Here is a 23,198-nt window from a genome sequence, read left to right on the forward strand (position 1 = left end):
GCTAGCGGTGAAGCACTGGCCAGGAGCCGCCATTGACACAACTGACGGCCGGGAAGCGGGTGTTGCGGTCATGGCCGGCGAGAACACAAGAGGCACCCGGGACGCGGGAGACACCAGGGGCGTCTCCCGCTCCCGCGAACGGGGGACCGGTCAGCCGCAGATGCGGTTGACGGCGTGGTTGTCGACGTTCACGGCGTAGCCGTCGCAGCCGCCGCGGATGCCGGAGAAGTGGTACTGGAGGTGCGGCTTGAAGACGAGGGGCTTGACCAGTGACACGTACTGGAACGCCTGCCCGTGTCCGGCGTCCCGGAGGATGTCGTACGCCTCGGCGGGTGTCAGATCGACCGGCTCGTCGATGACCATGACCCCGCCCCAGGGGGAGCGGTGGGTGACCAGGGAGCCGATCTCCCCGTCGAGCTTCGCCGTGATCTCCACCGATCTGACGGCCGACTGCCCCGTGTTGAACACGAAGCGCCAGTCGGTCACCCGGGACATGTCCCGGGTCGGCCCGGTGGGCGAACTGCCGTCGGCGAGCATGAGCTTGGCGCCCGGATATTCCAGCCGCACCCTGTCCGTGACCAGCTCGGTCAGCTGGTCCAGGGACAGCTCGTCGACGACCCGCACGGTCCGCTGCGCGGAGGCGGTGACGGGGTGGGGCGCCTGGGGTGCGGCCTGAGCCGCACCGGCCCCGATGACGCCGGTCGCCGCCAGGGCGCACACGGCCACGGGCGCCACGAATCTCTTCCCGAGCTTCATGCCACTCCATTCCTTCTCAAAGGAAATGCGAACGGAATGCGAAGGGAACACCTTTTCGCGCTGCGCAGCCTTCCTCCGGGGTCACCCGCGCGACAAGCACGCCCATCCGGCCAAGGAGGAGGAGAGGGCGGCGGAAGAGGATGAAGAAGGAACCGACCTGCCACTACAGCCCAAACTGTTCAATTCCCGCCGATTCAGCCGCTGTTCCGCATGGGCGGCTCTCCGGGGGACGCCCCGGCCCCCGGGGCGAGGAGTCCGGCCAGCCGGGCGATGGTGTCCGGACCGACCCGGCAGCAGCCTCCGACGAGACGGGCGCCGGACGCCCGCCATGCGGCGACCCGGCCCGGGTCGAACGTGGGACTGCCGCACCAGGCGCGGGCCCCGGCGTCCCATCGCTCGCCGCTGTTGGGGTAGACGACGACAGGCTTTCGGGTGACCTCCGCCGCGAGCGCCACCGCCCGGTCCGCGTCACCCGGCTCACAGCAGTTGACACCGACGGCGACGACCTGGTCGTTGCCCGCGGCGAGCGCGAACGCCTCGCGCAGCGGCTGCCCGGCCCGGGTGCGCTCGCCGGTCACGCTGTACGACAGCCACACGGGCACCCCGCACCCCTCGGCCGCCCGCAGCAGGGCCTCCGCCTCGTCCGCGTCCGGCACGGTCTCCAGGGCGAGCACGTCGGGGGCCGCCTCGGCCAGCGCCTCGACGCGCGGCCGGTGGAACCGCTCCAACTCCGCGACGCCCAGCCCGTACCGCCCCCGGTACTCACTGCCGTCGGCGAGCATCGCGCCGTACGGCCCGACGGAGGCCGCCACCCAGACCGGGCCTTCTCTTTCCCCCGCCCCCTCCCCTCCCCCCTCCCCCGCCGATCGCGCCAGCGCCACACTGCGGCGCAGCAGTTCCGCCGCCTCCCCCCGGCCGATGCCCCGGGCCGCGAACCCCTCGAACGTGGCCTGATAGCTGGCGGTGATGAGCACCCGCGCCCCCGCCCGCACATAGGCCGCATGGGCCCGCTCGATCTGTTCCGGCCCGTCGGCCAGCAGCCGGGCCGACCACAGCGCGTCCGACAGGTCGCAGCCCTGCGCCGCCAGTTGATTGGACAGACCGCCGTCCAGGACGAGCGGTCCGCGTGCCAGGGCTTCGGCGAGCGGTATGGCGGGGACAGGCGGCACGGGTACTCCTGGGACCTGGTCGGGATCAGGCATCAAGGATCGGAGATCAGGGATCGGTGGCCGATGGTCAGTGGTCGGTGGCCGATGGTCGGTGGTCGCGGTGCCTCGGGACGGACGACCCCCGGGCCGGGCGGGCCGCCGCCCGGCCATCCGTCCACCGGCTCGCGGAGCCGTCAGCCCAGCTGGGACTGGACCTGGGAGGAGATCAGCTCCAAGTGGTCGAGGTCGTCGAGGTCCAGGATCTGGAAGTAGATCCTGGACGAGCCGATCGCCGCATAGCGGCCGATCTTGTCGACCACCTCGGCGGGCGAGCCCGCCAGCCCGTTCGCCTTCAGCTCGGCCACATCGCGGCCGATGACGGCCGCCCGCCGCGCCACCTCCGCATCGTCCTTGCCCACACAGGCGACCAGGGCGTTGGAGTACACCAGGTCGTCGCCCTTGCGCCCGGCCTCCTCGGCGGCCGCCCGCACCCGGCCGAACTGCCGCTCGCTGTCCTCGACGGAGGCGAAGGGGATGTTGAACTCGTCGGCGAACCTCGCGGCGAGCCTCGGCGTCCGCTTGGCACCGTGACCGCCGATCAGCACGGGCACCTTGACCTGGGCGGGCTTGGGCAGCGCCGGGGAGTCGACGAGCTGGTAGTGCGTGCCGTGGTAACCGAAGGTCTTGCCGGCCTCCGTCTCCCACAGCCCCGTGACGATCTCCAGCTGCTCCTCCAGACGCCCGAACTTCTCCTTGGGGAAGGGGATGCCGTACGCCCGGTGCTCCTCCTCGAACCAGCCCGCTCCCAGCCCCAGCTCGATCCGCCCGCCGGACATCTGGTCGACCTGCGCCACCTGGATGGCGAGGACGCCCGGCAGCCGGAACGTGCCGGCGGTCATCAGGGTGCCGAGGCGGATGCGGCGGGTCTCCCGGGCGAGCCCGGCCAGGGTGATCCAGGCGTCGGTCGGGCCCGGCAGCCCGTCGGCGGACCCCATGACCAGATAGTGGTCGGACCGGAAGAAGGCGTCGAAACCGAGATCCTCGGTGGCCCTGGCGACGGTCAGCAATGTGTCATAGGAGGCCCCTTGCTGGGGCTCGGTGAAGATACGCAGATCCATGCCCCCATCCTGCACTGCCGCACGTGCGTCAGCCGTCCGCACCCTCCTTCGCTCCACCCACCCCGGTCGGGTGAACTTCCCTGCTCCACGGCGGGTGGGAAGTGTCCGCCGGGCCCGGTGATCGTTGGCTCGGGCGGAGCCGGACCGTCCGGCCCGCGCACCGGTGCCCGCTGCCGGAGGCGACGACCGCAACGCCGCCCGCCCGCACCGGGAGGGCCAGGCCGAGGAGGCCGCGATGACCCAGGAAGCCGTGCCCGACGGAACGGTGCCCGCACAGTCCGCTCCCCCGCAGCAGGGGCCGCCCAAGGGTCTGCTCCAGCAGATGGAGGAGCTGATGGCCGCGCTCAACGCCGATCTGTCGCAGCTCGACGCCGATCTGCAGGCGCCCGGCGAGCGGTCCTCGTCCGGCGGAGACGGAACCGACTGATCGTCCGCGCTTCATGCGGCGCCTCCTTCCCGCTCGCGGAGCGCGAGCCGTCTCTGTAACCAGCGCACTCTGTCACTCGTCTCGTCGGCGGCGTCGATCGCCTCGATGCACTGCCAGTACAGGGCGTCCTCGTCGGAGGCGCAGGCGACGCCCACCAGGGCTATGCCGACCTCTCCGAGCAGCACGCAGAGCCCGGTCAACGCGGCCCAGTGGTCGCGCACTTCGGTGAGCTGCGCGGCCCGTATCGCCCCGGTGCGCAGCGTCTGGCGCAGCGCACCGGAGGCACGGGCGCCCGCCTCGCTCAGGCCGCCGGCCGCGGCACGGGCCTCGAAGGGGCCGTGGATCGCGAGGTGACTGCCGATCGCTCCCGCCAGCGCCTGTGTCTGCCATGCCTCGGTGACGATGTCCGGAACGGCTCTGGCCTGCGCCAGGGCCGACCTGGTGGCTCCGATGAGCCGCATTGCGTCCATGCCCGGTCCCCCACGTTTCCCGACTGCTCCGTCTTCCGGCTGCGCCACTGCCCGTCGATGACTCTCCGCTTCGGCGCACCCACCACGTCCTCACTACCCAGAGTGATGACTAACCGCCGGAAAAGCCAGGGGAATTCAGAAATCTGTGGATACCAGATGCGGTGTGGATAACTCAATCACTCCGTAGAGTGACGGTCGGGCGAATCCGGAGTGGATTCATCCGATGCCTCGGGGTCGCGCTCCGCTACCGGGAAGCGCCGTTCGTTGCGCTCGATCTTCGCCGCGAGCGCCGCGGCGGCGTCGACGCCCAGCACCTCGCAGAACTGGAGCAGATAGGCCAGGACGTCCGCGACCTCGTCCTCCACCCGCCGCGCCGTGTCCGGGCTCTCCATCACCCGCGCCGATTCCTCCGGCGTCAGCCACTGGAAGATCTCCACCAGTTCGGACGCCTCGACGCTCAGCGCCGCGGCCAGGTTCTTGGGCGTGTGGAAGGGCTGCCAGTCGCGTGCCGCCGCGAAGTCGGCCAGCCGTCGCTGGAGCGCTTCGAGTTGCCGGTGCCCGCCGCCGGGCACCGCTGGTTCCTGATGATGTTCGGTCACCCTTCAAGGTCTACCATCGACGCCCCCGCCGTCCCCTCCACGGCCTCCCGGAGCTCCTCGACCACTTCTCCCCGCACCGTGCCCACCAGACGCACATGCCCCCGCTCGCACATCCGCACGGCCAGCGCCAGGAGCTCACGGGCCTGCCGGGGGTCCAGGCAGCGGTCGAAGCCGTCGGCCAGCACGGTGAGCGCCTGCCGGGCGGGCAGTACCTCCGCCACCGGGTCCATGTCCAGCACCCCGGGTCCGGTCAACAGGACCAGGCACAGGGCGAGATAGCGCAGTTCCCCGTCGCCCAGCCGTTCCAGGGGCGTGGCCGCGCCCGTCCGCCGGGCCAGCACCCCGCGTACGAACCCGCCGTCCAGGCCTTCCACGGACAGGCCTTCCACCGGGCCGCGGCAGCCCGCGCCCACCGCGGCGACGAGTGCCGCGTGACGGGTGACGCACTCGTTGCGGGTGCGCCCCAGCACGGCGGCCACGTTGTCGCAGGCGCCGCGCAGCAGGCCGTCGCGCGCGGCGACCGGGGTGCGCATCAGCTCCGGCCGCGGGTCGCAGGGGAACACGGAGCGGAGGGCCACCACCACTTGCTCGGCGGCGTCGAGTACCAGCCGCTGGCCCGCCGTCTTGCCCGCGACGCGGAGCGGCAGCAGGGCCGTGCCCAGCCTGTCGTCGGGCAGCGGCGCCCGGGTGACGGGCACCGTGCCCGCCGTGTGCCAGGCGGCCTCGACCGTACGGAGCCCGGGGTCGCGCAGGGCGGTGGAGAGCAGGGTCCGGCCGGAGCCGGTGAGCCGCTCGCCGACGACGCGGAGTTCGGGCTCGGCCTGCACGGCGACGTCGAGCCGGACCGGCCCCGCCGGTCCGTCGACGGTGCAGCCGATCCGGAAGCCGCGCCGCCCCTGGGCGTCGGGCCGCGCCCGGTGCGGTACGCAGGCGGGGGCGCCGCCGGCCACGGAGGCCAGGGCACCGTCGAGATTGTCGCCGCCCGCGAGCCGGGCCAGCGCCTCGTAGGCCTGGAGGGCGCTGGACTTGCCGCTGCCGCTCGCGCCGCGGAAGAGCGTCAGCGGTCCGAGGGGGAAGACGGCGTTGCGGTGGGACTTGAAGGCGGACAACCGGAGTTCGGTCACCGCGGGGCGCTGGGTGGGGGGAGCGGCCGCCGGTCGGGCACGGTGGGTGTCCATGCCCGGACCGTATGGGGCGGCCGGTCAGCCAAACCGTTTCAGCTGATCGCTCTTCCTACGATCGGGGTATCCCGATGCCACTTCGGTGCCCTCGGGGGCGAGGAGGAAGACATTGGTGTCGACCCGGTGCATTCCGCTGCCCAGACCGAAGACGACACCGCTGGAGAAGTCGAGGATCCGCTTCGCGACGTCGGTGTCGGCGCTGGTGAGGTCCAGCAGCACCGGGATGCGGGCCATCAGGTGCTCGGCGACCTCGCGGGCGTCCGCGAAGACCTGGACGCGGAGGACCACGAGCTGGCGCCGGTCGGCCGCCGGCTCCTCCTCGGGCAGTGCCCGGTGGTTGGGCCAGGAGGGCCAGGAGTGATGGCCGCGGAGGGGGACGACCTCGGCGAGGCCCTCCCATTGTTCGTCTGTGGCCTCGGACCTGTTCACCGGGCCCCTCCGGGGAACGTGCTGGCTATGTACATCCCGCAATCCTAGGGACAAGGAGTCGGCGTTACTCCGAATGACACGCGTGGGAGCTTCCGTCATGCGGGCGCGCTGCCGCGCCGGGCGGCCTCTCGGGCGGGGGTGGTGTACATCCGTTCAGGTTAGCAGCAGGCCTCCGGGCGCCTGCCGGGGCGTCAGGCCGCCTTCTGCTGCCACGCGTCCTGGAAGTTGCGGCGGGCCCGGTGGAGCCGGGAGCGGACCGTGCCCACCGGGAGCGAGAGGGTCGCCGCCATCTCCTGTTCGTTCATGCCGTAGACGGCGCGGAGGGTGAGGATCTGCCGGTGCTGGTCGGGCAGCCGGTCCATGACGTCGGATATGTGGACGGTGTCCAGCGGGTTCGCGTCCTGGGCGAGGTCGGGCAGCCCGTCCGCCGCCGACCCCTGGCTGAGCCGCTTCGACGTGCGGATCGCCTCCCGCACGGTGACGGCCCTGACCCAGCCGTAGAAGGCCGCGGGTTCGCGCAGTCCCCGGATGCCGCGGTAGATCGCGAGCATCGCCTCCTGCGCGGCGTCGGAGCTGTGCCCCTGGGCGATCGGCAGGCAGAGCCGTCCGACGTAGGGGGCGATGTGCAGCATGAGGTCGTTCATGGCCCGGCGGTCGCCGGCCTGCGCGCGGCGCAGCAGGGCCGTGACGGGAAAGGCACACGGGTCGTTCAGCGTTTTCACTTCAGGTGCGCTCCTGGACTCACCCTGGCGGTGGGGGGCTGGTGTTGCGTACGGCCGACGGTCCGTCAGTCCGTGCCGGGTCCGGCGAAGGCGAGCAGGGCGGCGTGCACGCCGTCGCGGATCTCGTCGATCTGCTCGTGGCCGAAGCACTCGGTGCTGTAGGGGAGTTCGATGGCGAGGCTGTCGCCGAAGGACACGACGCAGGCCATCACGGGTCCGCGGCCGGCCTGGGGGTAGTAGTTGTCGCGCACCGGTATGAGGCGTACGTCGGTGATGTCCAGGCCGCGGGGCGCGGGCGGGGTGGCGACGCGGCCCATGTTGGTCACGATGACGGTGGTGGCCAGCAGGGCCGGGTTGCGGACGACCTGTCCGAGGATGCGGGCCTCGTGCGTGTAGTCGCCCCGCTCGATGGCGTCGTGGAGGTGCTCGACGACCTGGCGTCCGAGCTCCAGCGGGTCGGTGTCCTCGGCGACTTCGAGCACGTCCAGATAGGAGGTGACGGCGGGCACCATGACCTCGCGGGCGAGCGGCGGCGTCACGCGGGACCGGAGGTCCACCGGCGACATGCAGCCCAGCGCCTTGGCGCCGGGGCCGTCGCCGAGCCTGCGGCGGACGGTCCTGAGGAGCGCCGAGCTCACGAGCCCGTGGACGGAGACGCCGGTCTCCTTCGCGTGGCGGAGGAGCCGCGCGGTCTCGTCGGGCCCGAGCAGGACGCGCCGGACGTCGACCTTGTGGCGCCCCGCCGGCTGTCCGGTGCCCGCGGCCTCGTAGGGCAGGGCGGTGATGGGGAGGCGCCGGGTCCGTTCGACGCGGCGGGCGAGGTAGCGCTCGGTCTCCTCCTCGGTGACGGCGGGCAGCCGGTCCGTGGCGGGGGCGGGCAGACCGCCCGGCGCGGCCGCGGGGAGGGGCAGGCCGTCGGCGAGCGCGGCGTAGGCGCGCCACACGGCGTCATGGAGGGCGATGGCGCTGTGCCCGTCGGTGACGGTGTGGTCCACGCTGAGGACGAAGGTGTGCTCCGTGGTGCCGCGGAGCAGGGCGGCCCGTACGAGGTGACCGCCGTCCGGCAAGGGGGTGTTGTGCTCGTCCATGAGGGCGGTGGGGCCGCCGGGCCGCACGACGAGCCGGGGCAGGTCGGCGTCGTCCAGTGGCTGGAAAGCGTAGGCCCCGTCGTGCTGTCCGATCCGTGCGGCCAGGGAGGGGTGCTCGGCGACCTTGGCGGCGAAGGCTGCGGCGAGGAGTTCTTCGTCGAGGTCGCCGCGGACGGTGCAGGAGAGCACGGCCCGGCTCCGCTGGGCGACGTAGAGCGTCTCCGTCGGGCACAACTTGCGGTGCATACCACTTGCCTTTCATGTTTCAGACTTCAGCGGGCTGGAGACACCGGGACCGACCAGGGGGGAATCGGCCAGGTGTTGACCGAAAACCGCCTTCACTCGACGGAGGAGGCTCGTTCTCGGTCCAACCCGGGTTCGCCGAAGCGGAATCGCGCTGTCAGTGAAGCGGGATTTCCGCGGTCTTTCAAGAGGCGCACCGCACACCTTGCGCGTGCCTTACCTCTCATCCGTGATGACAGGGCGTGTCTATTCTTTTCCGTACAGAGACGGTAGGTTGAGACCGCGGGTTGATGTGACGTCAGCGGCGGACCCTTGTGTCCACCGACGTTTACCGCCCCGCTGGGGTGGCGCGGACCAGTCGCGCTCTCTCCGGGAAAGGCCGTCAGTTGCGTTGCGGAAACGGGTTCTTGATGGTTTCCCTACGCGAACCAAGCACCGGAAGTTCACTCTCCATGCATCTGTGCGCCGCAGGTCGGACACCTTTGTTTACAGTGAAATCAAAGTGGTCCGCGCCTCCCCCCGGATGCGAAGCGGAACCTGGATCGGTCTTCCCTTGACTGCCCGACTTCCCCTCATGCAGGGTTAATGACGGTGGAAGGGCCGCCTCCCCGTGGCGCTCTCAAGGTCTGCTCAACGTGCCGCATCCTGCCGCGCCTTCGTGATTCCTTGAGGCCCGCGCGCATCCCATTTCCCGGTTGTGGTGCCGACCACCGGCGCCCGCCCAACGTCGCCCCGCGCGGTTGTCCCGTGGGGCTTTTCTTCGGCAAAAATTCCATACACCTACTGAGGGTTGGTGCCATGTCTGTTCACGAGGACGCCGGTCGCCCGCTGTCGGGCGCCCAAGAGGGCATCTGGTTCGCCCAGCGACTCGACCCCGCGAACGCGGCCTACAACACCGGTGAGTACGTGGAGATCCACGGCCCGGTCGACACGGAGCTCTTCGGGACCGCGCTGCGCCGCACGGTCGCCGAAGCGGATATTTTCGGCCTCCGCGTCACCGGAACCGCCGAGGGCCCCCGTGGCACCCTGTCGTCCGCCGCCGACTGGCCCCTGCACCTCGTGGACGTGAGCACCGAAGCCGACCCGCGCGCGGCCGCCGAGGCGTGGATCGAGGCCGACCTGACCACGGCCGTCGAGCTCACCGAGGGACCGCTCTTCACCCAGGCCCTCTTCAAGGCGGCGCCCGACCGCTGGTTCTGGTACCTGCGGGCCCATCACATCCTGCTCGACGGCTACGGCTTCAAGCTCGTCGCCCGGCGGCTGGCCGAGGTCTACACCGCCCTCACGGAGGGTCGGGAGGTGCCGGACGGCACGTTCGCGCCGGCCGCCGCGCTCCTCGACGACGAGGACGCCTACCGCGCCTCGGAGCGCTTCGCGCGCGACCACGCCTACTGGACCGGGCGCTTCGCCGACGCCCCCGCGGCCGTCGGCCTCACCGAGGGCACCGCCGCGCCGTCCGCGCCCTTCCTGCGCCGCACCACGCTGCTGTCCGCGGCCGACGCCGACCGGCTGTCGGCCGCCGCCGCGCGCCTGGGCGCGACACGGGCCGACCTGCTCCTCGCCGCCACCGCCGCCTATGTGCACCGGGCCACCGGCGCCGCCGACGTCGTCCTCGGGGTGGCCACCATGAGCCGCCTGGGCTCGACCGCCATGCGCGTACCCGGCACGGTGTCCAACATCCTGCCGCTGCGCCTCGCCGTGCGGCCCGGCACCACCGTCTCCGAGCTCGTCCGCGCGGTCGCCGACGAGCTGCGCGCCGTCCGCAAGCACCAGCAGTACCGCGGTGAGGACCTGCGCCGCGACCTCAAGCTGCTGGGCACCGGCCGCCGCCTGTACGGGCCGGTCGTCAACCTCATCCCGTTCGCCAACGAGCTGGACTTCGGCGGGCACACGACGACCTCGCACCACCTGACGGGCGGCCCGGTCGACGACCTCCAGATCAATGTGCGCCCCGGCGCCGACGACACCGGGCTGTGGCTCTCCTTCGACGCCAACCCGGCGCTCTACACCGAGGCCGAACTGGCCGACCACCAGGAGCGGTTCCTGCTCCTCCTGGACCGGCTCGCCGGCGCCGGGGCGGACCTGCCCCTCGCCCGGACGACGCTGCTGAAGGACGGCGAGCACCCCGCGTATGCCTCCGCCGGTGAAGCGGCCGCGGCGCCCGACGCGACCCTGCCCGCGCGTTTCGAGGCGCAGGCCGCCCGTACGCCGGAGGCGACGGCCGTCACCCACGAGGGCGCCGCCCTCAGTTACGCGGAGCTCAACGCGCGCGCCAACCGGCTGGCCCGGCTCCTCGTCGAGCGCGGTGCCGGGCCGGGCCGGATCGTGGCCCTGGCCCTCCCCCGCTCCCTGGAACTGACCGTCGGCCTGCTCGCCGTGCTGAAGTCCGGCGCCGCCTACCTGCCGTTGGACCCCGGCTACCCGGCGGAGCGCATCCGCGCCGTCGCCGCGGACGCCGCGCCCGCGCTGCTGGTGACGGACGCGCGGACGGCGTCGGCGCTGCCGGACACCGGGGCGGCCGCCGTCGTCCTCGGTGACCCCGCCACCGACGGCGACCTCGCCGCGCGCTCCGCCGAGGACCTCACGGACGCCGACCGCCAGGCGCCGCTCACCCCGGCCGACCCGGCGTACATCATCCACACCTCGGGCTCCACCGGCCGCCCCAAGGGCGTGGTGATCCCGCACTCCAACGTCGTCCGGCTCTTCGAGACCTCCGCCGCCCACTTCACGTTCGGCCCGGACGACGTGTGGACGCTGTTCCACTCGTACGCCTTCGACTTCTCCGTCTGGGAGATATGGGGACCGCTGCTGCACGGCGGCAGGCTCGTCGTCGTGCCGCACACCACGACCCGTTCGCCCGCGGAGTTCCTGGAGCTGCTGCGCCGTGAGCGCGTCACGGTGCTCAACCAGACGCCGTCCGCGTTCCAGCAGCTGATCCAGGCGGACCTGGCCGGCCCCGGCGGCGGACTGGCCCTGCGCTACGTCGTCTTCGGCGGCGAGGCCCTGGAGCCCGCGCACCTGCGCCCCTGGATCGAGCGGTACGGCGACGACGCGCCCGCCCTGATCAACATGTACGGCATCACCGAGACGACCGTGCACGTCACCCACCAGCGGGTCACGCGCGCGATGACCGAGGACCCCCGGGCGCGCAGCGTCATCGGCACCGCCCTGCCCGACCTGCGGGTGTACGTCCTCGACCACTGCCTCCAGCCGGTGCCGCCGGGCTGGGTGGGCGAGATGTACGTGGCGGGCCCCGGCCTGGCGCGCGACTACCTCGACCGCCCGGCGCTGACCGCCGAGCGGTTCGTCGCCGACCCGTTCGGGCGCGCCGGTGAGCGGATGTACCGCACGGGCGACCTGGCCCGCCGGTCCGCCGACGGGACCCTGGAGTACGCGGGGCGCGCCGACCAGCAGGTGAAGATCCGCGGCTTCCGGATCGAGCCCGGCGAGATCGAGGCGGCGCTCGTGCGGCACCCCGGCGTGGCCCTCGCCGCGGTCGTCGCCCGGCAGACCGACGGCGCGGCCGACCGGATGCTCGTCGGCTACGCCGTCCCCGCGCCGGGCGCCGCGCCCGAACCGGCCGAGCTGCGCGCCCACTTGGCGGAGCTGCTGCCCGAGCACATGGTGCCCAGCGCGTGCGTCGTCCTGGACGCCCTGCCGCTGACCGCCAACGGCAAGCTGGACGCCAAGGCGCTGCCCGCCCCCGACTTCGCGTCGGCGGCCGACGGCCGGGCCCCGGCGACCGCGGCCGAGGCGCTGGTGTGCCGCCTCTACGAGGAGCTGCTGCGGCTGCCCGAGGGCGCCGTCGGCGCCGACGACAACTTCTTCGACCTGGGCGGCCAGTCGCTGCTCGCCACCCGGCTGCTGACGCGGCTGCGCGCGGCGACCGGCGCCGAGGTCCCCATGGCCGCGGTGTTCGACACGCCGACCCCGGCCGGGATCGCCGCGCACCTGCCCGCGGACGGCACGGCCGCGGCCGCCCGGACGGGCCTGGTCCGCGCCGCCGAGCGGCCCGGGTCGCTCCCGCTGTCCTCCGCGCAGCAGAGCATGTGGTTCCTGAACCAGGTGGACACGTCGGCGGCGACGTACAACATCCCGCTGGTCGTACGGCTCGACCAGGACGTCGACGAGGAGGCGCTGCGGGCGGCCCTGGCGGACGTCACCGACCGCCACGAGAGCCTGCGCACGCTGCTGCCGCAGACCGACGGCGCGCCCCGTCAGGACGTCCGCCCGGCGGGCAGCGTACGGCCCGGTCTCCAGGTCGTCGACTGTCCGGCGGAGGAGGTCGGGGCACACGTGGCCGCGGCGCTGCGGCGCCCGTTCGATCTGACGCGGGACACGCCGTTGTGGGCCGGCCTGTACGGCACGGGCGCGGCGCGGACGCTGGTGCTCGTGCTGCATCACAGCGCGGCAGACGGCTGGTCGCTGCGCCCGCTCGCCGACGACCTGTCCGCGGCGTACGCGGCCCGCGTGGGCGGCGGTGCGCCGAGCTGGGCGGAACTGCCGGTCCAGTACGCCGACTACGCCCTGTGGCAGCGCGATCTGCTGGCGGCGGAGTCGGACCCGCGGAGCCCGGTGGGCCGGCAGTCCGCGTTCTGGCGGGAGGCGCTCGCCGGGCTGCCGGAGGAGCTGGCGCTGCCTGTCGACCGGGCTCGTCCGCAGACGCCCAGCGGGCGCGGCGGCGGTCTGGCGGTCGAGGTCGGCGCGGGGCTGCACGGCGATCTGCTGCGGCTGGCGGACGACAGCGGCGCGAGCCTGTTCATGGTGCTGCAGAGCGCCCTCGCGGCCCTGCTCACGCGGTGCGGTGCCGGGACGGACATCCCCGTCGGCACGCCGGTGGCCGGGCGCGGGGACGAGGCGCTCAACGATGTGATCGGCCTTCTGGCGAACTCGCTGGTGCTGCGCACGGACACCTCCGGGGACCCGGAGTTCCGCGAGCTGCTGGCGCGGGTGCGGGAGTTCGACCTGGCGGCGTACGACCACCAGGACCTGCCGTTCGACCGGCTGGTGGACGCGCTCAACCCGGTGCGCGTGCCGTCGCGGCACCCGCTGTTCCAGGTGATGCTGGCGCTGCAGAACAACACGGAGGCGGTGCTGCGGCTCGGCGGCAACCGGGCTCCGCTGGAGCCGCGTTCGACGGGGACGGCCAAGTTCGACCTGTTCGTCGACGTGCTGGAGCGGCGGGCGGCCGACGGCACGCCGGACGGTCTGGCGTGCCACATCGAGTACAGCGAGGACCTGTTCGACCGGGACACGGTGGAGCGGCTGGGCGGTGCGCTGCACGCGCTGCTGGCGGCCGTCGCCGCGGACCCGGGGCTGCGGATCGGCGCGCTGCCCGCCCTGGAGGCGCGGCCGCCGCGCGGTGCGGCGGTGGTGACGGGCGAACCGTTCGACCCGGAGCCGCTGTTGGCCGCCGGTGGCATACGTGACGGTGTGGCGCTGCCGTCGGCGGGCGGCCGGGACGTCGTCCTGGCGGTCCCCACCCGGGCGGGTGCCGTGGAGCAGGCGACGAAGGCGCTGCTGCGCGAGGCCGCCGACCCGGAGCGGGCGCCGCGCGTGGCCGCGGTCTCCGATCTGCCGAGGACCCCGGACGGCACGCTGGACGCGGCCGCTCTGGAGGAGCTGCCCGTGATCGACGCGGAGGCCGCGGCGCAGTGGGAGCGCGCGCTGGCCGCGCTGCCCGGTGTGCGGTCGGCTGCGGTCGCGCTGGAGGAGGTGCCGGAGGAGATCGGCCGGCTGTACGTCGGTACGTCGTCCTCCCGGCAGTCCGCGGACCCGGACGCCCCGGCGGCCGACCGGTCGGCGGCCGCCGTCCCCGCGCTGAGCGAGGGGCCGCCGCTGCCCGAACTGGCCGTGCGCACCTGGGCGGAGGCGCTGCGGCGGGCCGCCGCGGGCGGGGAGCACGCCGAGGTGGTCCACGTGCGCGCGGACGGCACCGAGACCCGGCGGAGCTACGCCTCGCTGATCGAGGAGGCGTCCCGGGTGCTGGGCGGCCTGCGGGCCCTGGGGCTGCGCCCCGGTGACCAGGTGATCCTCCAGTGCGAGGACACCGAGGACTTCCTGGCCGCCCTGTGGGGCTGTGTACTCGGCGGCTTCGTGACGGTGCCGCTGACGGTTCCGTCGTCGTACGTGGCGGAGTCCGCGCCGCTGTCGAAGCTGGAGGGCGTGTGGCAGATGCTGCACCGCCCGTGGATCGTGACGTCGTCGTCCGGCGAGGCGGGGCTGCGGGACCTCGCGGAGCGGCGGGACTGGCCGGGGCTGCGGCTCACCACGGTGGACGCGCTGCGCGAGGGTCCCGAGGACGCCGACTGGCATCCGGCGGAGCCGGAGGACGTGATCCTCATGCTGCTGACGTCCGGCAGCACGGGCCTCCCGAAGGCGGTGCGGCTCACCCACCGCAACGTGCTGACGCGGGCGGCGGCGACCGCCGCGATGAACTCGCTGACGGAGCACGACGTCTCGTTCAACTGGATCCCGCTCGACCACGTCACCGGTGTGGTGATGTTCCATCTGCGGGACGTGTTCCTCGGCTGCCGTCAGGTGCACGCGCTGACCTCGTGGGTCCTGGAGGACCCGCTGCGGTGGATGGACGTCGCCGACCGGCACCGGGCGAGCGTCATCTGGGCGCCCAACTTCGCCTTCGGCCTGGTGTCCGAGCAGTCGCACCGCATGGGTGACCGCACCTGGGACCTGTCGCCGGTGCGGCTGGTGATGAACGCGGGCGAGGTGGTCGTCGCGGCGACCGCGCGGGGCTTCCTGCGGACCCTGCGGCCGTTCGGGATGCCGCAGGACGTCATGCACCCCTGCTGGGGCATGTCCGAGACGTCGTCGGTGGTGACCGACACGGTCCTGCCCGCCGAGGCGCCGGAGGGCGAGGAGCTGTTCGTCAGCTGCGGGCTGCCGTACCCGGGCTTCGCCATGCGGATCGTGGACGACCAGGACCAGCTCGTGTCCGAGGGCACGGTGGGCCGCCTCCAGGTGCGCGGCACGACGGTGACCGGCGGCTACCACGACAACGACAAGGCGAACGCCGAGTCGTTCACGCCGGACGGCTGGTTCGAGACCGGTGACCTGGCGTTCCTGCGCGCGGGCGAGATGTACATCACCGGCCGTGCCAAGGACGTCATCATCGTCAACGGCGTCAACCACTACAGCCACGAGATCGAGTCGTGTGTCGAGGGCCTGCCCTTCGTCGTGCGGAGCTTCACGGCGGCTGTCGCGGTGCGCACCGACCCCACGGCGAGCACGGACGAACTCGCGCTGTTCTTCCACCTGGAGCCCGGTCAGGACGTCACGCAGGCGCTGCGGGCGATCCGCGGCAAGGTGACGCGGGAGATCGGTGTCAGCCCCGCCTATCTGGTGCCGGTCGACGCGGGGACGATCCCCAAGACGGAGATCGGCAAGATCCAGCGGACGCAGCTGCGGAAGCGGTTCGAGGCGGGCGAGTTCGACGAGCCGGTGCAGAGGTCGGAGATCCTGCTCGGCACGGCCGCGACGGTGCCGGACTGGTTCCTGCGCCCGGTGTGGCAGCGTGCCGAGCGGGCGCCGCGGGCCGCCGGGTCCGGCCGCCACACGCTGGTGCTGGCCGGCCGGCACGCGGCGGCGGCCGAGGTCGCGGACGCGATGGCCGGGGAGCTGCGCGCGGCGGGTGCGCTGTGCACGGTGGTCACGGCGGGTGCGGAGTTCGCCCGGGTGGACGCCGCGCGCTACCGGGTGCGGATCGACTCGGCGGAGGACCACGGGCGGCTGCTCGACGGTCTCGCGGCGGACGGCAGGGCCGTGGACACGGTCGTCCACCTGGGTGCCGTGGGCGCCTCGAAGGGCGAGCCGGACTCCGTGCCGGAGCTGCTGGAGGCTCAGCGGGACAGCGCGGGCGGTCTGCTGTGCCTGGCCCAGGCTCTGACGGAGCGTCAGTCCGGGGAGCGGCGGGTCACCCTCCACCTGGTGGGCGTCGAGGGGCAGTCCGTGCTGGACGACGAGCGTCCGGCGTACGCGCACGCCGCGGCCGGCGGTCTGCTGAAGAGCCTGCGCGAGGAACTGCCCTGGCTGCGGGCGAGCCAGGTGGACCTGCCCGCGGGAGGAGCGCGCGAGACGGCCGGGCTGTTGCTCGGGGAGATCGCGGCGCCGCCCGCCGACGCCGAGGTGGCCTACCGCGACGGCGCCCGCTGGGTGCGCCGGCTGGCCCCGCTGCCCGACCCGCTGCCGCGCGTCGCGCCGGTCGCGGCCGAGGGCTTCCATGTGGTCAGCGGCGGTCTCGGCGGAGTGGCCGTACGGCTCGCCGAGCACCTGCTGCGGACGCCCGGCACCCGGCTGTTGCTGCTCGGGCGCACCGAGCTGCCCGAGGAGCACACCTGGGACGGGCACCTCGCCGCGGGCGGTGCGACGGCCCGCCGCATCGAGGCGTTCCGGAGCCTGCGCGAGCAGGGGGACGTCCGGTACGAGGCCGCCGACGTCACCGACCCGGCGCAGGTGCGGGCGGCCGTGGACAAGGCGTGCGGCGCGTGGTCGGCGCCGCTGGCCGGGGTGCTGCACCTCGCGGGCGACTTCGACCAGCGGGCCGTGTCCGGCTACGGGCCCGGGGAGTGGCAGGCGGCGCTGGCCGCGAAGGTCGCCGGCGGCTGGGTGCTGCACCGGCTGGCCCTGGCGCACGGGGCGCGGTCGTTCGTGTCGTTCTCGTCGGTCAACGGCTTCTTCGGCGGGTCGATGAGCGGTGCCTACTCCGCCGCGAACGCCTTCCTCGACGCCCTCGCGGTGCACCAGCGGCGCTCCGGGCTCGACGCGCACAGCCTGGCCTGGAGCATGTGGGACGAGCTGGGCATGAGCGAGGGCTACGGCCTCAAGGCGCTGACGGAGGCGCGCGGTTACCGCGTGCTGGACCCGGCCGCCGCCCTGCGCTCCTTCGATCTGGTGCGGACGCTCGACGAGCCCCATGTGCTGATCGGCGCCGACCGGAGCGCGCCCTGGGTGCGCAGTCACGTGCTGGCGCCGGCGCGCCCGGTGCACCGGCTGGCGGCCCGTGTGGCGCTGGAGGACGGTACCGACCTCGGTGCCCTCCACCGGGCCGCCGAGGCGGCCGCCCGCGCCTGCGGCACCGGCTGCGCGTGGGTGCTGCGGGCGGCCGGTACGTCGGCCGACGCCGCGGGCGGCACGGCGGACACGGGCTCCGACACGGCGCGCCGCCTGGAGGCGGCACTCGCCGGGGTCTGGTGCCGGGTCCTGGGCCGCGACCACGTGGGGGTGGAGGAGAACTTCTTCGACCTCGGCGGCCACTCGCTGCTGCTGGTCCGCGCCCAGACGGCGGTCAACCAGGAGCTGGGCTGCGACCTGACGGTCGTGGACCTGTTCAGCCACCCGACCGTCCGGGCGCTGGCCGGGCACCTCGCCGCGGCCGGGTTCGGGGCGGGCGCCCCGCAGTCCCCGGACGGGGCCGCGCCGGAGGGCGCGCCCGCGGCCGCGGCCGGCCTGGACCGGGCCCGGCAGCAGGCGGAGCGCCAGCGGGCCGCGCGGGCGGCCCGCCGTACCACCAGGAACAGCAAGGGCAAGGGGTCCCGGAACGATGGATGAGACAGCGGAGACCGAGTACGGGGCCGACCCCGCCATCGCCGTCATCGGCATGGCGGGCCGGTTCCCCGGCGCCGACACGGTCGAGGAGTTCTGGGAGAACCTCGCCGCGGGCCGGGACGCGATCCGGCCGATCGGTGACGAGGAGTTCCTCGCGGCGGGCGGCGACCTGGCGGACCTGGACGACCCGGAGCTGGTGCGGATGGCCTCGGTCATCGAGGGCATCGACCGGTTCGACTCCGCGTTCTTCGGCTACAGCCCGGCCGAGGCCGAACTCGTCGACCCCCAGCAGCGGTTGCTGCTGGAGACGGCCTACCACGCCATGGAGGACGCCGGTTACGCCGACGGCCACGGCGAGCAGCAGGTCGGGGTGTACGCGGGTGCCGGTGACAGCCGGTACTACCCGGCGCACGTCCACCCGCGGTTCGCGGGGCAGAGCGCCACGGTGGCCCTGGTGCACGCGGCGACCAGCAACTCGCTGGGCGCGCTGGCCACCCGCGTCTCGTACGAGCTGGGGCTGACCGGCCCGAGCCTGTCGCTGCAGACGGCGTGTTCCACGGCTCTGGTCGCGATCCACACGGCCTGCCAGGACCTCATCGACTACAAGTGCGACGTGGCGCTCGCCGGCGCGGTGTCCGTGAACCCGTCGGCGATGCTCGGCTACCGGCACGTGCCGGACGGGCCGTTCTCGCCGGACGGCCGCTGCCGTGCCTTCGCGGCGGACGCGGCGGGCACCTCGTCGGGCGACGGCGTGGGCGCGGTCGTGCTGAAGCGCCTGGAGGACGCGCTGGCCGACGGTGACCGGATCCGGGCCGTCGTCAGAGGGTCCGCGATCAACAACGACGGCCGCCGCAAGGTGGGTTTCACGGCGCCGAGCACGGAGGGCCAGTCCGAGGCGATCCTGGCGGCGCAGGCGGCGGCCGGGGTCGGCGCGGACTCCATCGGGCTGGTGGAGGCGCACGGCACGGCCACCCGGATCGGTGACCCGATCGAGGTGACTGCCCTGACGCGGGCGTTCCGGGAGAGCACCGACGAACGGCAGTACTGCGCGCTGGGCTCGGTGAAGACCAACATCGGCCACCTCGGCGCGGCCGCCGGGATCGCCGGGTTCATCAAGTCCGTGCTGGCGCTGGAGCACCGGCAGATCCCGCCGAGCCTGCACTTCGACGCGCCCAACCCGCTGATCGACTTCGCGGCGAGCCCGTTCCGGGTGCCCACGGAGCTGGAGGAGTGGGAGGCCGGTGCGGAGCCGCGCCGGGCGGCCGTCAGCGCCTTCGGCGTCGGCGGCACCAACGCCCACGTGATCCTGGAGGAGGCCCCGCCCGCGGCGCGGGAGACGCCCGTGCGGGACGAGGCGCCCCGGTGGCGGGTGCTGCCACTGTCCGCCCGCACCCCGGCCGCCCTGCGCGGCCAGGCGGAGAACCTGGGGCGGCACCTCGCCGCCCGCCCGGACCTCGGCCTCGGCGACGTCGCGCACTCGCTGCGCACCTTCCGGCCCGCGATGCCGCACCGGGCCACGGTGGTCGCCGAGACCACCGCGGACGCGGTGCGGGTCCTGGGCCACCCGCTGCCGGTGCTCCCGGAGGTACGGGACGGCAGCACCCCGACGGTCGCGTTCCTGCTGCCGGGCGGCGGCACGCAGTACGTCGGGATGGGCGCGGAGCTCTACCGCGACGAGCCGGTCTACCGGGACGCGGTCGACCGCTGCGCGCACATCCTGCAGCCCGTACTCGGGCGGGACCTGCGCACGGCGCTGTACGAGCACGCCGACCCCGGCAGCGTGGACGCGTTCCTGGCCCTGGTCGTCACCGAGTACGCGCTGGCCGTGACGCTCATGGAGCGGGGCGTGCGGCCGGACGCGCTCATCGGCCACTCGCTCGGCGAGTACACGGCGGCGGTCCTCGCGGACGTGATGTCCCTGGAGGAGATGCTGCCGCTGGTCGCCGAGCGCATCCGGCTGATCGCCTCCGCGGGCGGGGCCACCGTCGGTGTGGCCCTGGGCGAGGAGGAGCTGCGCGGCTACCTCACGGACGGCCTGTCGCTGGCGGCGGTCAACGGCCCGGCGGCGTGCACGGTCGCCGGGCGGGCCGAGGAGGTCACGGCGCTCGAGGAGCGGCTCGCCGCCGACGAGGTGACGTTCCGTCGGCTGCGGATGCCCGCCGCCGCGCACTCGCACGTCCTCGACCCGGTCCTCGCCGCGTTCGCGGACGCGCTGGCCACGGTCACCCTGCGCCCGCCCCGCATCCCGTTCGTCACCAATGTGACCGGCACGTGGATCACCGACGAGCAGGCGACCAGCCGGGAGCACTGGATCGCCCACACCCGGCGGACCGTGCGGTTCGCCGACGGCATCGCCTCCGTGTGGGAGCGCGGCAACCCGCTGCTCGTGGAGATCGGCCCCGGCGACGTGCTCGCCAAGCTGGCCCGTGCCCGGCTCGCGGACGAGCCGGTGGTGACGGTGGCGACGATGCGGCACGCCAAGGCGCAGAGCCCCGACGGCCAGGTCCTCGCGGAGGCCGTCGGCCGGCTGTGGGCGGCCGGTGCCGAGGTGGACCTCGACCCGGCCGGCGGCCCGGAGGAACACCTGCGGGTGCCGCTGCCGGGCTATGCCTTCGACCGGCGGCGGCACTGGATCGACGCGCCCGCGGCCCGGCCCCGTGACCGGCGGGAGGACGACACGGACCACGACCGGGCGCAGGGCCCGTCGGGACGGGCGCCCCGGCCGCCGCACCTCGCCGCCGCGTACGTGGCCCCCCGGACCCCGCTGGAGCGGACCGTGGCCGGGCACTGGGAGGAAGCCCTCGGCATCGACGGCATCGGCATCAACGACAACTTCTTCGACCTCGGCGGCGATTCGATGCGCGCCGTCATCCTGGCCGGGCGGCTGCGCACCGCCTCGCGGCTGGACATCGCGGCCGCCGCGCTGCTGTCGTCCCCCACGATCGCGGGGCTGCTGGACGGCGCGGGACAGGGCGCGGACAAGGACGCCTTCGCCCCGCTGCTGCCGCTGCGCGCCGAGGGCGACCGGCGCCCGCTGTTCTGCGTCCACCCGGGCGGCGGCATCGGCTGGCGCTACTCCGGTCTGCTGACGCACCTGGGCGGGCGGCAGCCGGTGTACGCCGTCCAGGCGCACGGCCTGGACGGTGCCACGGCTCCGGCGGCCGACGCGAAGGAGATGGTCGACTCCTACCTCGGGCACCTGCGCGAGGTGCAGCCGGAGGGCCCGTACCGGCTGCTCGGCTGGTCCTACGGCGGCACCGTGGCGCACGCGATGGCCACCGCGCTCCGGCGGGAGGGCGAGCGGGTCGAGCTGCTGGCGATGATGGACGCCCCGCTGATGCACGTCGAGCCCCTCACCGAGGAGCAGGCGGAGCACCAGGTGGCGGCCCTGCTGCTGCGCGTCGCGGGGCTCCGACTGCCGGAGGGCGGCGGCCTGGACGTCCCCCGGGCGCTCGCCCTGCTCGGCGAGGCCGGCACGGCCGCCGTCTCCCTGGAGGAGGCCACCCTGCTCGCCGAGGTCATGCGCAACAACCTGCGGATCGCGCCCGGTTTCGAGCCGGAGGTCTTCGACGGCGACGTGCTGTTCTTCACCGCCGCCGGTGACCCGGCCGGAACGTCGGACGCCATGGCGAAGGCCGACGAGTGGCGCGCGTACGTCAGCGGCACGGTCGAGGACCACCCCGTGCCGTGCGGCCACTACGAGATGACGGAGCCGGAGCCGCTCGCGCGGATCGGCGCGGTCCTCGCGGCCGCCCTGAGCCCGTCCGCCGGCTGACAGCCCGCACGACACCACCCGCACCACCCGCACCACGCACTACCAGCACCAATTGCACCAACTGCTCAGCGAGGAAAGAGAGAACCGTGCGCAGTCCGTTCGAGGACCCCGGGCAGGGCGAGGAGTCCCACCTGGTGCTCACGAACGCGGCCGGGGAGCACTCCCTGTGGCCCGCGTTCGCCGACGTGCCGGAGGGCTGGACCGTCGTCCTCCCGGCCACCGGCCACAGCGCCTGCCTCAGCTACTTGGAGCGGGCGGGGTCGGCCTCGCCCGCCACCGGCACGACCGAGCACACCGCCGGTCTCCACCCCGAACCGACAGGAGCCCCCCAGTGAAGGACCTCTACGAGCTCGGCGACGCGCCCCCGCTCGGCCAGGCGCCCAAGCGCATGTACGCGTCGCTCATCCGGCCCGAGCGCTACGGCATGCCCATCGACGCCTTCCGCACGGAGGTCGTGGACGTGCCCGAGGTCGGGCGCGGCCAGGTCCTCATCAAGGTGATGGCCGCGGGCGTCAACTACAACAACGTCTGGGCCTCCCTCGGCGACCCCGTCGACGTCGTCGCCATGCGGCAGAAGCGCGGCGCCACCGAGGACTTCCACATCGGCGGCTCCGACGCCTCCGGTGTCGTGTGGGCGGTCGGCGAGGGCGTGCGCCACGTCTCCCTCGGCGACGAGGTCGTGATCCTCGCCAACCAGTGGGACGAGACCGCCGAGGACATCCGGCTGGGCGCCGACCCGTCCACCTCCTCCTCCCAGAGCGTGTACGGCTACGAGGAGAACTACGGCTCGTTCGCCCAGTTCACCGTCGTCGACGAGTACATGTGCCACCCGAAGCCCAAGCGGCTGTCCTGGGCGGAGGCCGCCTGCTACATGGCGACCGCCGCGACGGCGTACCGCCAGCTCTTCGGCTGGGACCCGCACACCGTGCGGCCCGGGGACCCGGTGCTGATCTGGGGCGGCGCGGGCGGTCTGGGCTGCATGGCCATCCAGCTGGTCAAGCAGGCGGGCGGCATACCCGTCGCGGTCGTCTCCAGCGACGAGCGCGGCGAGTACTGCGTCGAACTGGGCGCCAAGGGCTACATCAACCGCCGGGACTTCGACCACTGGGGACGGCTGCCCGACACCTCCGACGACGAGGCCATGGCCAAGTGGCTCAAGGGCGCCCGCGCCTTCGGCCGCCGCTTCTGGGAGGTACTCGGCGAGCGCCGGGCCCCCAGGATCGTCCTGGAGCACTCCGGTGCCGACACGATCCCCACGTCCATGTACCTGTGCGACAACGCGGGCATGGTCGTCATCTGCGGCGGCACCACCGGCTACAACGGCGACGTCGACCTGCGCTTCCTGTGGATGCGGCAGAAGCGGCTGCAGGGGTCGCACGTCTCCAACGCGCGGGAGGCGCGGGAGGTCACCGAGCTCATCGGTCAGGGCCTCGTCGACCCCTGCCTGTCGCTGACGCTCGGCTTCGACGAGATCGGCAAGGCGCATCAGCTGATCCACGACAACGAGCACCCTGCGGGCAACATGGCCGTCCTGGTGAACGCGACGGAGTAACCACCCACTTGGGCCCGGCCCGTCGCGCCTGCGGCGGGCCTTCCCGTAACTGGGGCTGCGCCCCAGACCCCGCAACACGGCTTCGCCGCGTTGTCCTCAAACGCCGGACGGGCTGAATTCAGCCCGTCC

Annotated in this window: 14 protein-coding genes; 5 read left to right on the forward strand and 9 right to left on the reverse strand. The window is 73.6% G+C overall.

Annotated elements, in window-relative coordinates:
• Nucleotides 1-150: 150 nt before the first annotated feature.
• The 3 genes from ACWD4A_RS12865 to ACWD4A_RS12875 form a co-directional block, all read right to left on the reverse strand.
• Complete coding sequence (locus ACWD4A_RS12865) at nt 151-756, reverse strand: hypothetical protein (protein WP_451192968.1); 606 nt, start codon at nt 754-756, stop codon at nt 151-153.
• 194 nt (nt 757-950) lie between these two features.
• Entirely contained in the window at nt 951-1,925 is a 975-nt protein-coding gene (gene mmuM, locus ACWD4A_RS12870) for a homocysteine S-methyltransferase (RefSeq protein ID WP_451192970.1), read from the reverse strand.
• Between the two features lie 173 nt (nt 1,926-2,098).
• Nucleotides 2,099-3,022 (reverse strand): LLM class F420-dependent oxidoreductase, encoded by a 924-nt coding sequence (locus ACWD4A_RS12875; protein WP_451192973.1) that lies wholly within the window; start codon nt 3,020-3,022, stop codon nt 2,099-2,101.
• Nucleotides 3,023-3,257: 235 nt separating this feature from the next.
• On the opposite strand from ACWD4A_RS12875, the gene ACWD4A_RS12880 reads away from it, so the two are divergent.
• A complete protein-coding gene (locus ACWD4A_RS12880; RefSeq protein WP_451193006.1) occupies nt 3,258-3,449 on the forward strand; it encodes a hypothetical protein in 192 nt (63 codons plus the stop codon).
• An 11-nt stretch (nt 3,450-3,460) separates the two neighbouring features.
• Here ACWD4A_RS12880 and ACWD4A_RS12885 read toward each other — a convergent pair whose 3' ends face one another.
• The 6 genes from ACWD4A_RS12885 to ACWD4A_RS12910 form a co-directional block, all read right to left on the reverse strand.
• Nucleotides 3,461-3,919 (reverse strand): DUF6099 family protein, encoded by a 459-nt coding sequence (locus ACWD4A_RS12885; protein ID WP_451192977.1) that lies wholly within the window; start codon nt 3,917-3,919, stop codon nt 3,461-3,463.
• Between the two features lie 176 nt (nt 3,920-4,095).
• The gene (locus ACWD4A_RS12890; protein ID WP_451192980.1) at nt 4,096-4,518 is read right to left on the reverse strand and encodes a nucleotide pyrophosphohydrolase; all 423 of its coding nucleotides are present in this window, start codon (nt 4,516-4,518) and stop codon (nt 4,096-4,098) included.
• A complete protein-coding gene (locus ACWD4A_RS12895) occupies nt 4,515-5,696 on the reverse strand; it encodes an AAA family ATPase (RefSeq protein ID WP_451192983.1) in 1,182 nt (393 codons plus the stop codon). Before ACWD4A_RS12895 ends, ACWD4A_RS12890 begins: the two co-directional genes overlap by 4 nt.
• A gap of 24 nt (nt 5,697-5,720) precedes the next feature.
• The gene (locus ACWD4A_RS12900) at nt 5,721-6,128 is read right to left on the reverse strand and encodes a cell division protein SepF (RefSeq protein WP_451192986.1); all 408 of its coding nucleotides are present in this window, start codon (nt 6,126-6,128) and stop codon (nt 5,721-5,723) included.
• Nucleotides 6,129-6,319: 191 nt separating this feature from the next.
• Entirely contained in the window at nt 6,320-6,850 is a 531-nt protein-coding gene (locus ACWD4A_RS12905) for an RNA polymerase sigma factor (protein ID WP_451192988.1), read from the reverse strand.
• 65 nt (nt 6,851-6,915) lie between these two features.
• Nucleotides 6,916-8,184, reverse strand: a complete 1,269-nt coding sequence (locus ACWD4A_RS12910; RefSeq protein ID WP_451192991.1) for a phthiocerol/phthiodiolone dimycocerosyl transferase family protein — start codon at nt 8,182-8,184, stop codon at nt 6,916-6,918.
• A 795-nt stretch (nt 8,185-8,979) separates the two neighbouring features.
• Here ACWD4A_RS12910 and ACWD4A_RS12915 point away from each other — a divergent pair.
• The 4 genes from ACWD4A_RS12915 to ccrA all read left to right on the forward strand — a co-directional run bounded on the left by ACWD4A_RS12915 (nt 8,980) and on the right by ccrA (nt 23,069).
• Nucleotides 8,980-17,745: an amino acid adenylation domain-containing protein gene (locus tag ACWD4A_RS12915; RefSeq protein WP_451192994.1), complete on the forward strand. Its 8,766-nt coding sequence runs from the start codon at nt 8,980-8,982 to the stop codon at nt 17,743-17,745.
• On the forward strand, nt 17,738-21,517 hold the full coding sequence (locus ACWD4A_RS12920) for a type I polyketide synthase (protein ID WP_451192997.1): 3,780 nt from the start codon (nt 17,738-17,740) through the stop codon (nt 21,515-21,517). Before ACWD4A_RS12915 ends, ACWD4A_RS12920 begins: the two co-directional genes overlap by 8 nt.
• Before the next feature lie 86 nt (nt 21,518-21,603).
• Nucleotides 21,604-21,852 carry an MbtH family protein gene (locus ACWD4A_RS12925; protein WP_451193000.1) on the forward strand — a complete coding sequence of 83 codons (249 nt, stop codon included), beginning with the start codon at nt 21,604-21,606 and terminating at the stop codon, nt 21,850-21,852.
• Nucleotides 21,853-21,905: 53 nt separating this feature from the next.
• The gene (gene ccrA, locus ACWD4A_RS12930) at nt 21,906-23,069 is read left to right on the forward strand and encodes a crotonyl-CoA carboxylase/reductase (protein ID WP_451193008.1); all 1,164 of its coding nucleotides are present in this window, start codon (nt 21,906-21,908) and stop codon (nt 23,067-23,069) included.
• Nucleotides 23,070-23,198 lie beyond the last annotated feature (129 nt).

This window comes from Streptomyces sp. NPDC002537, assembly GCF_053594975.1.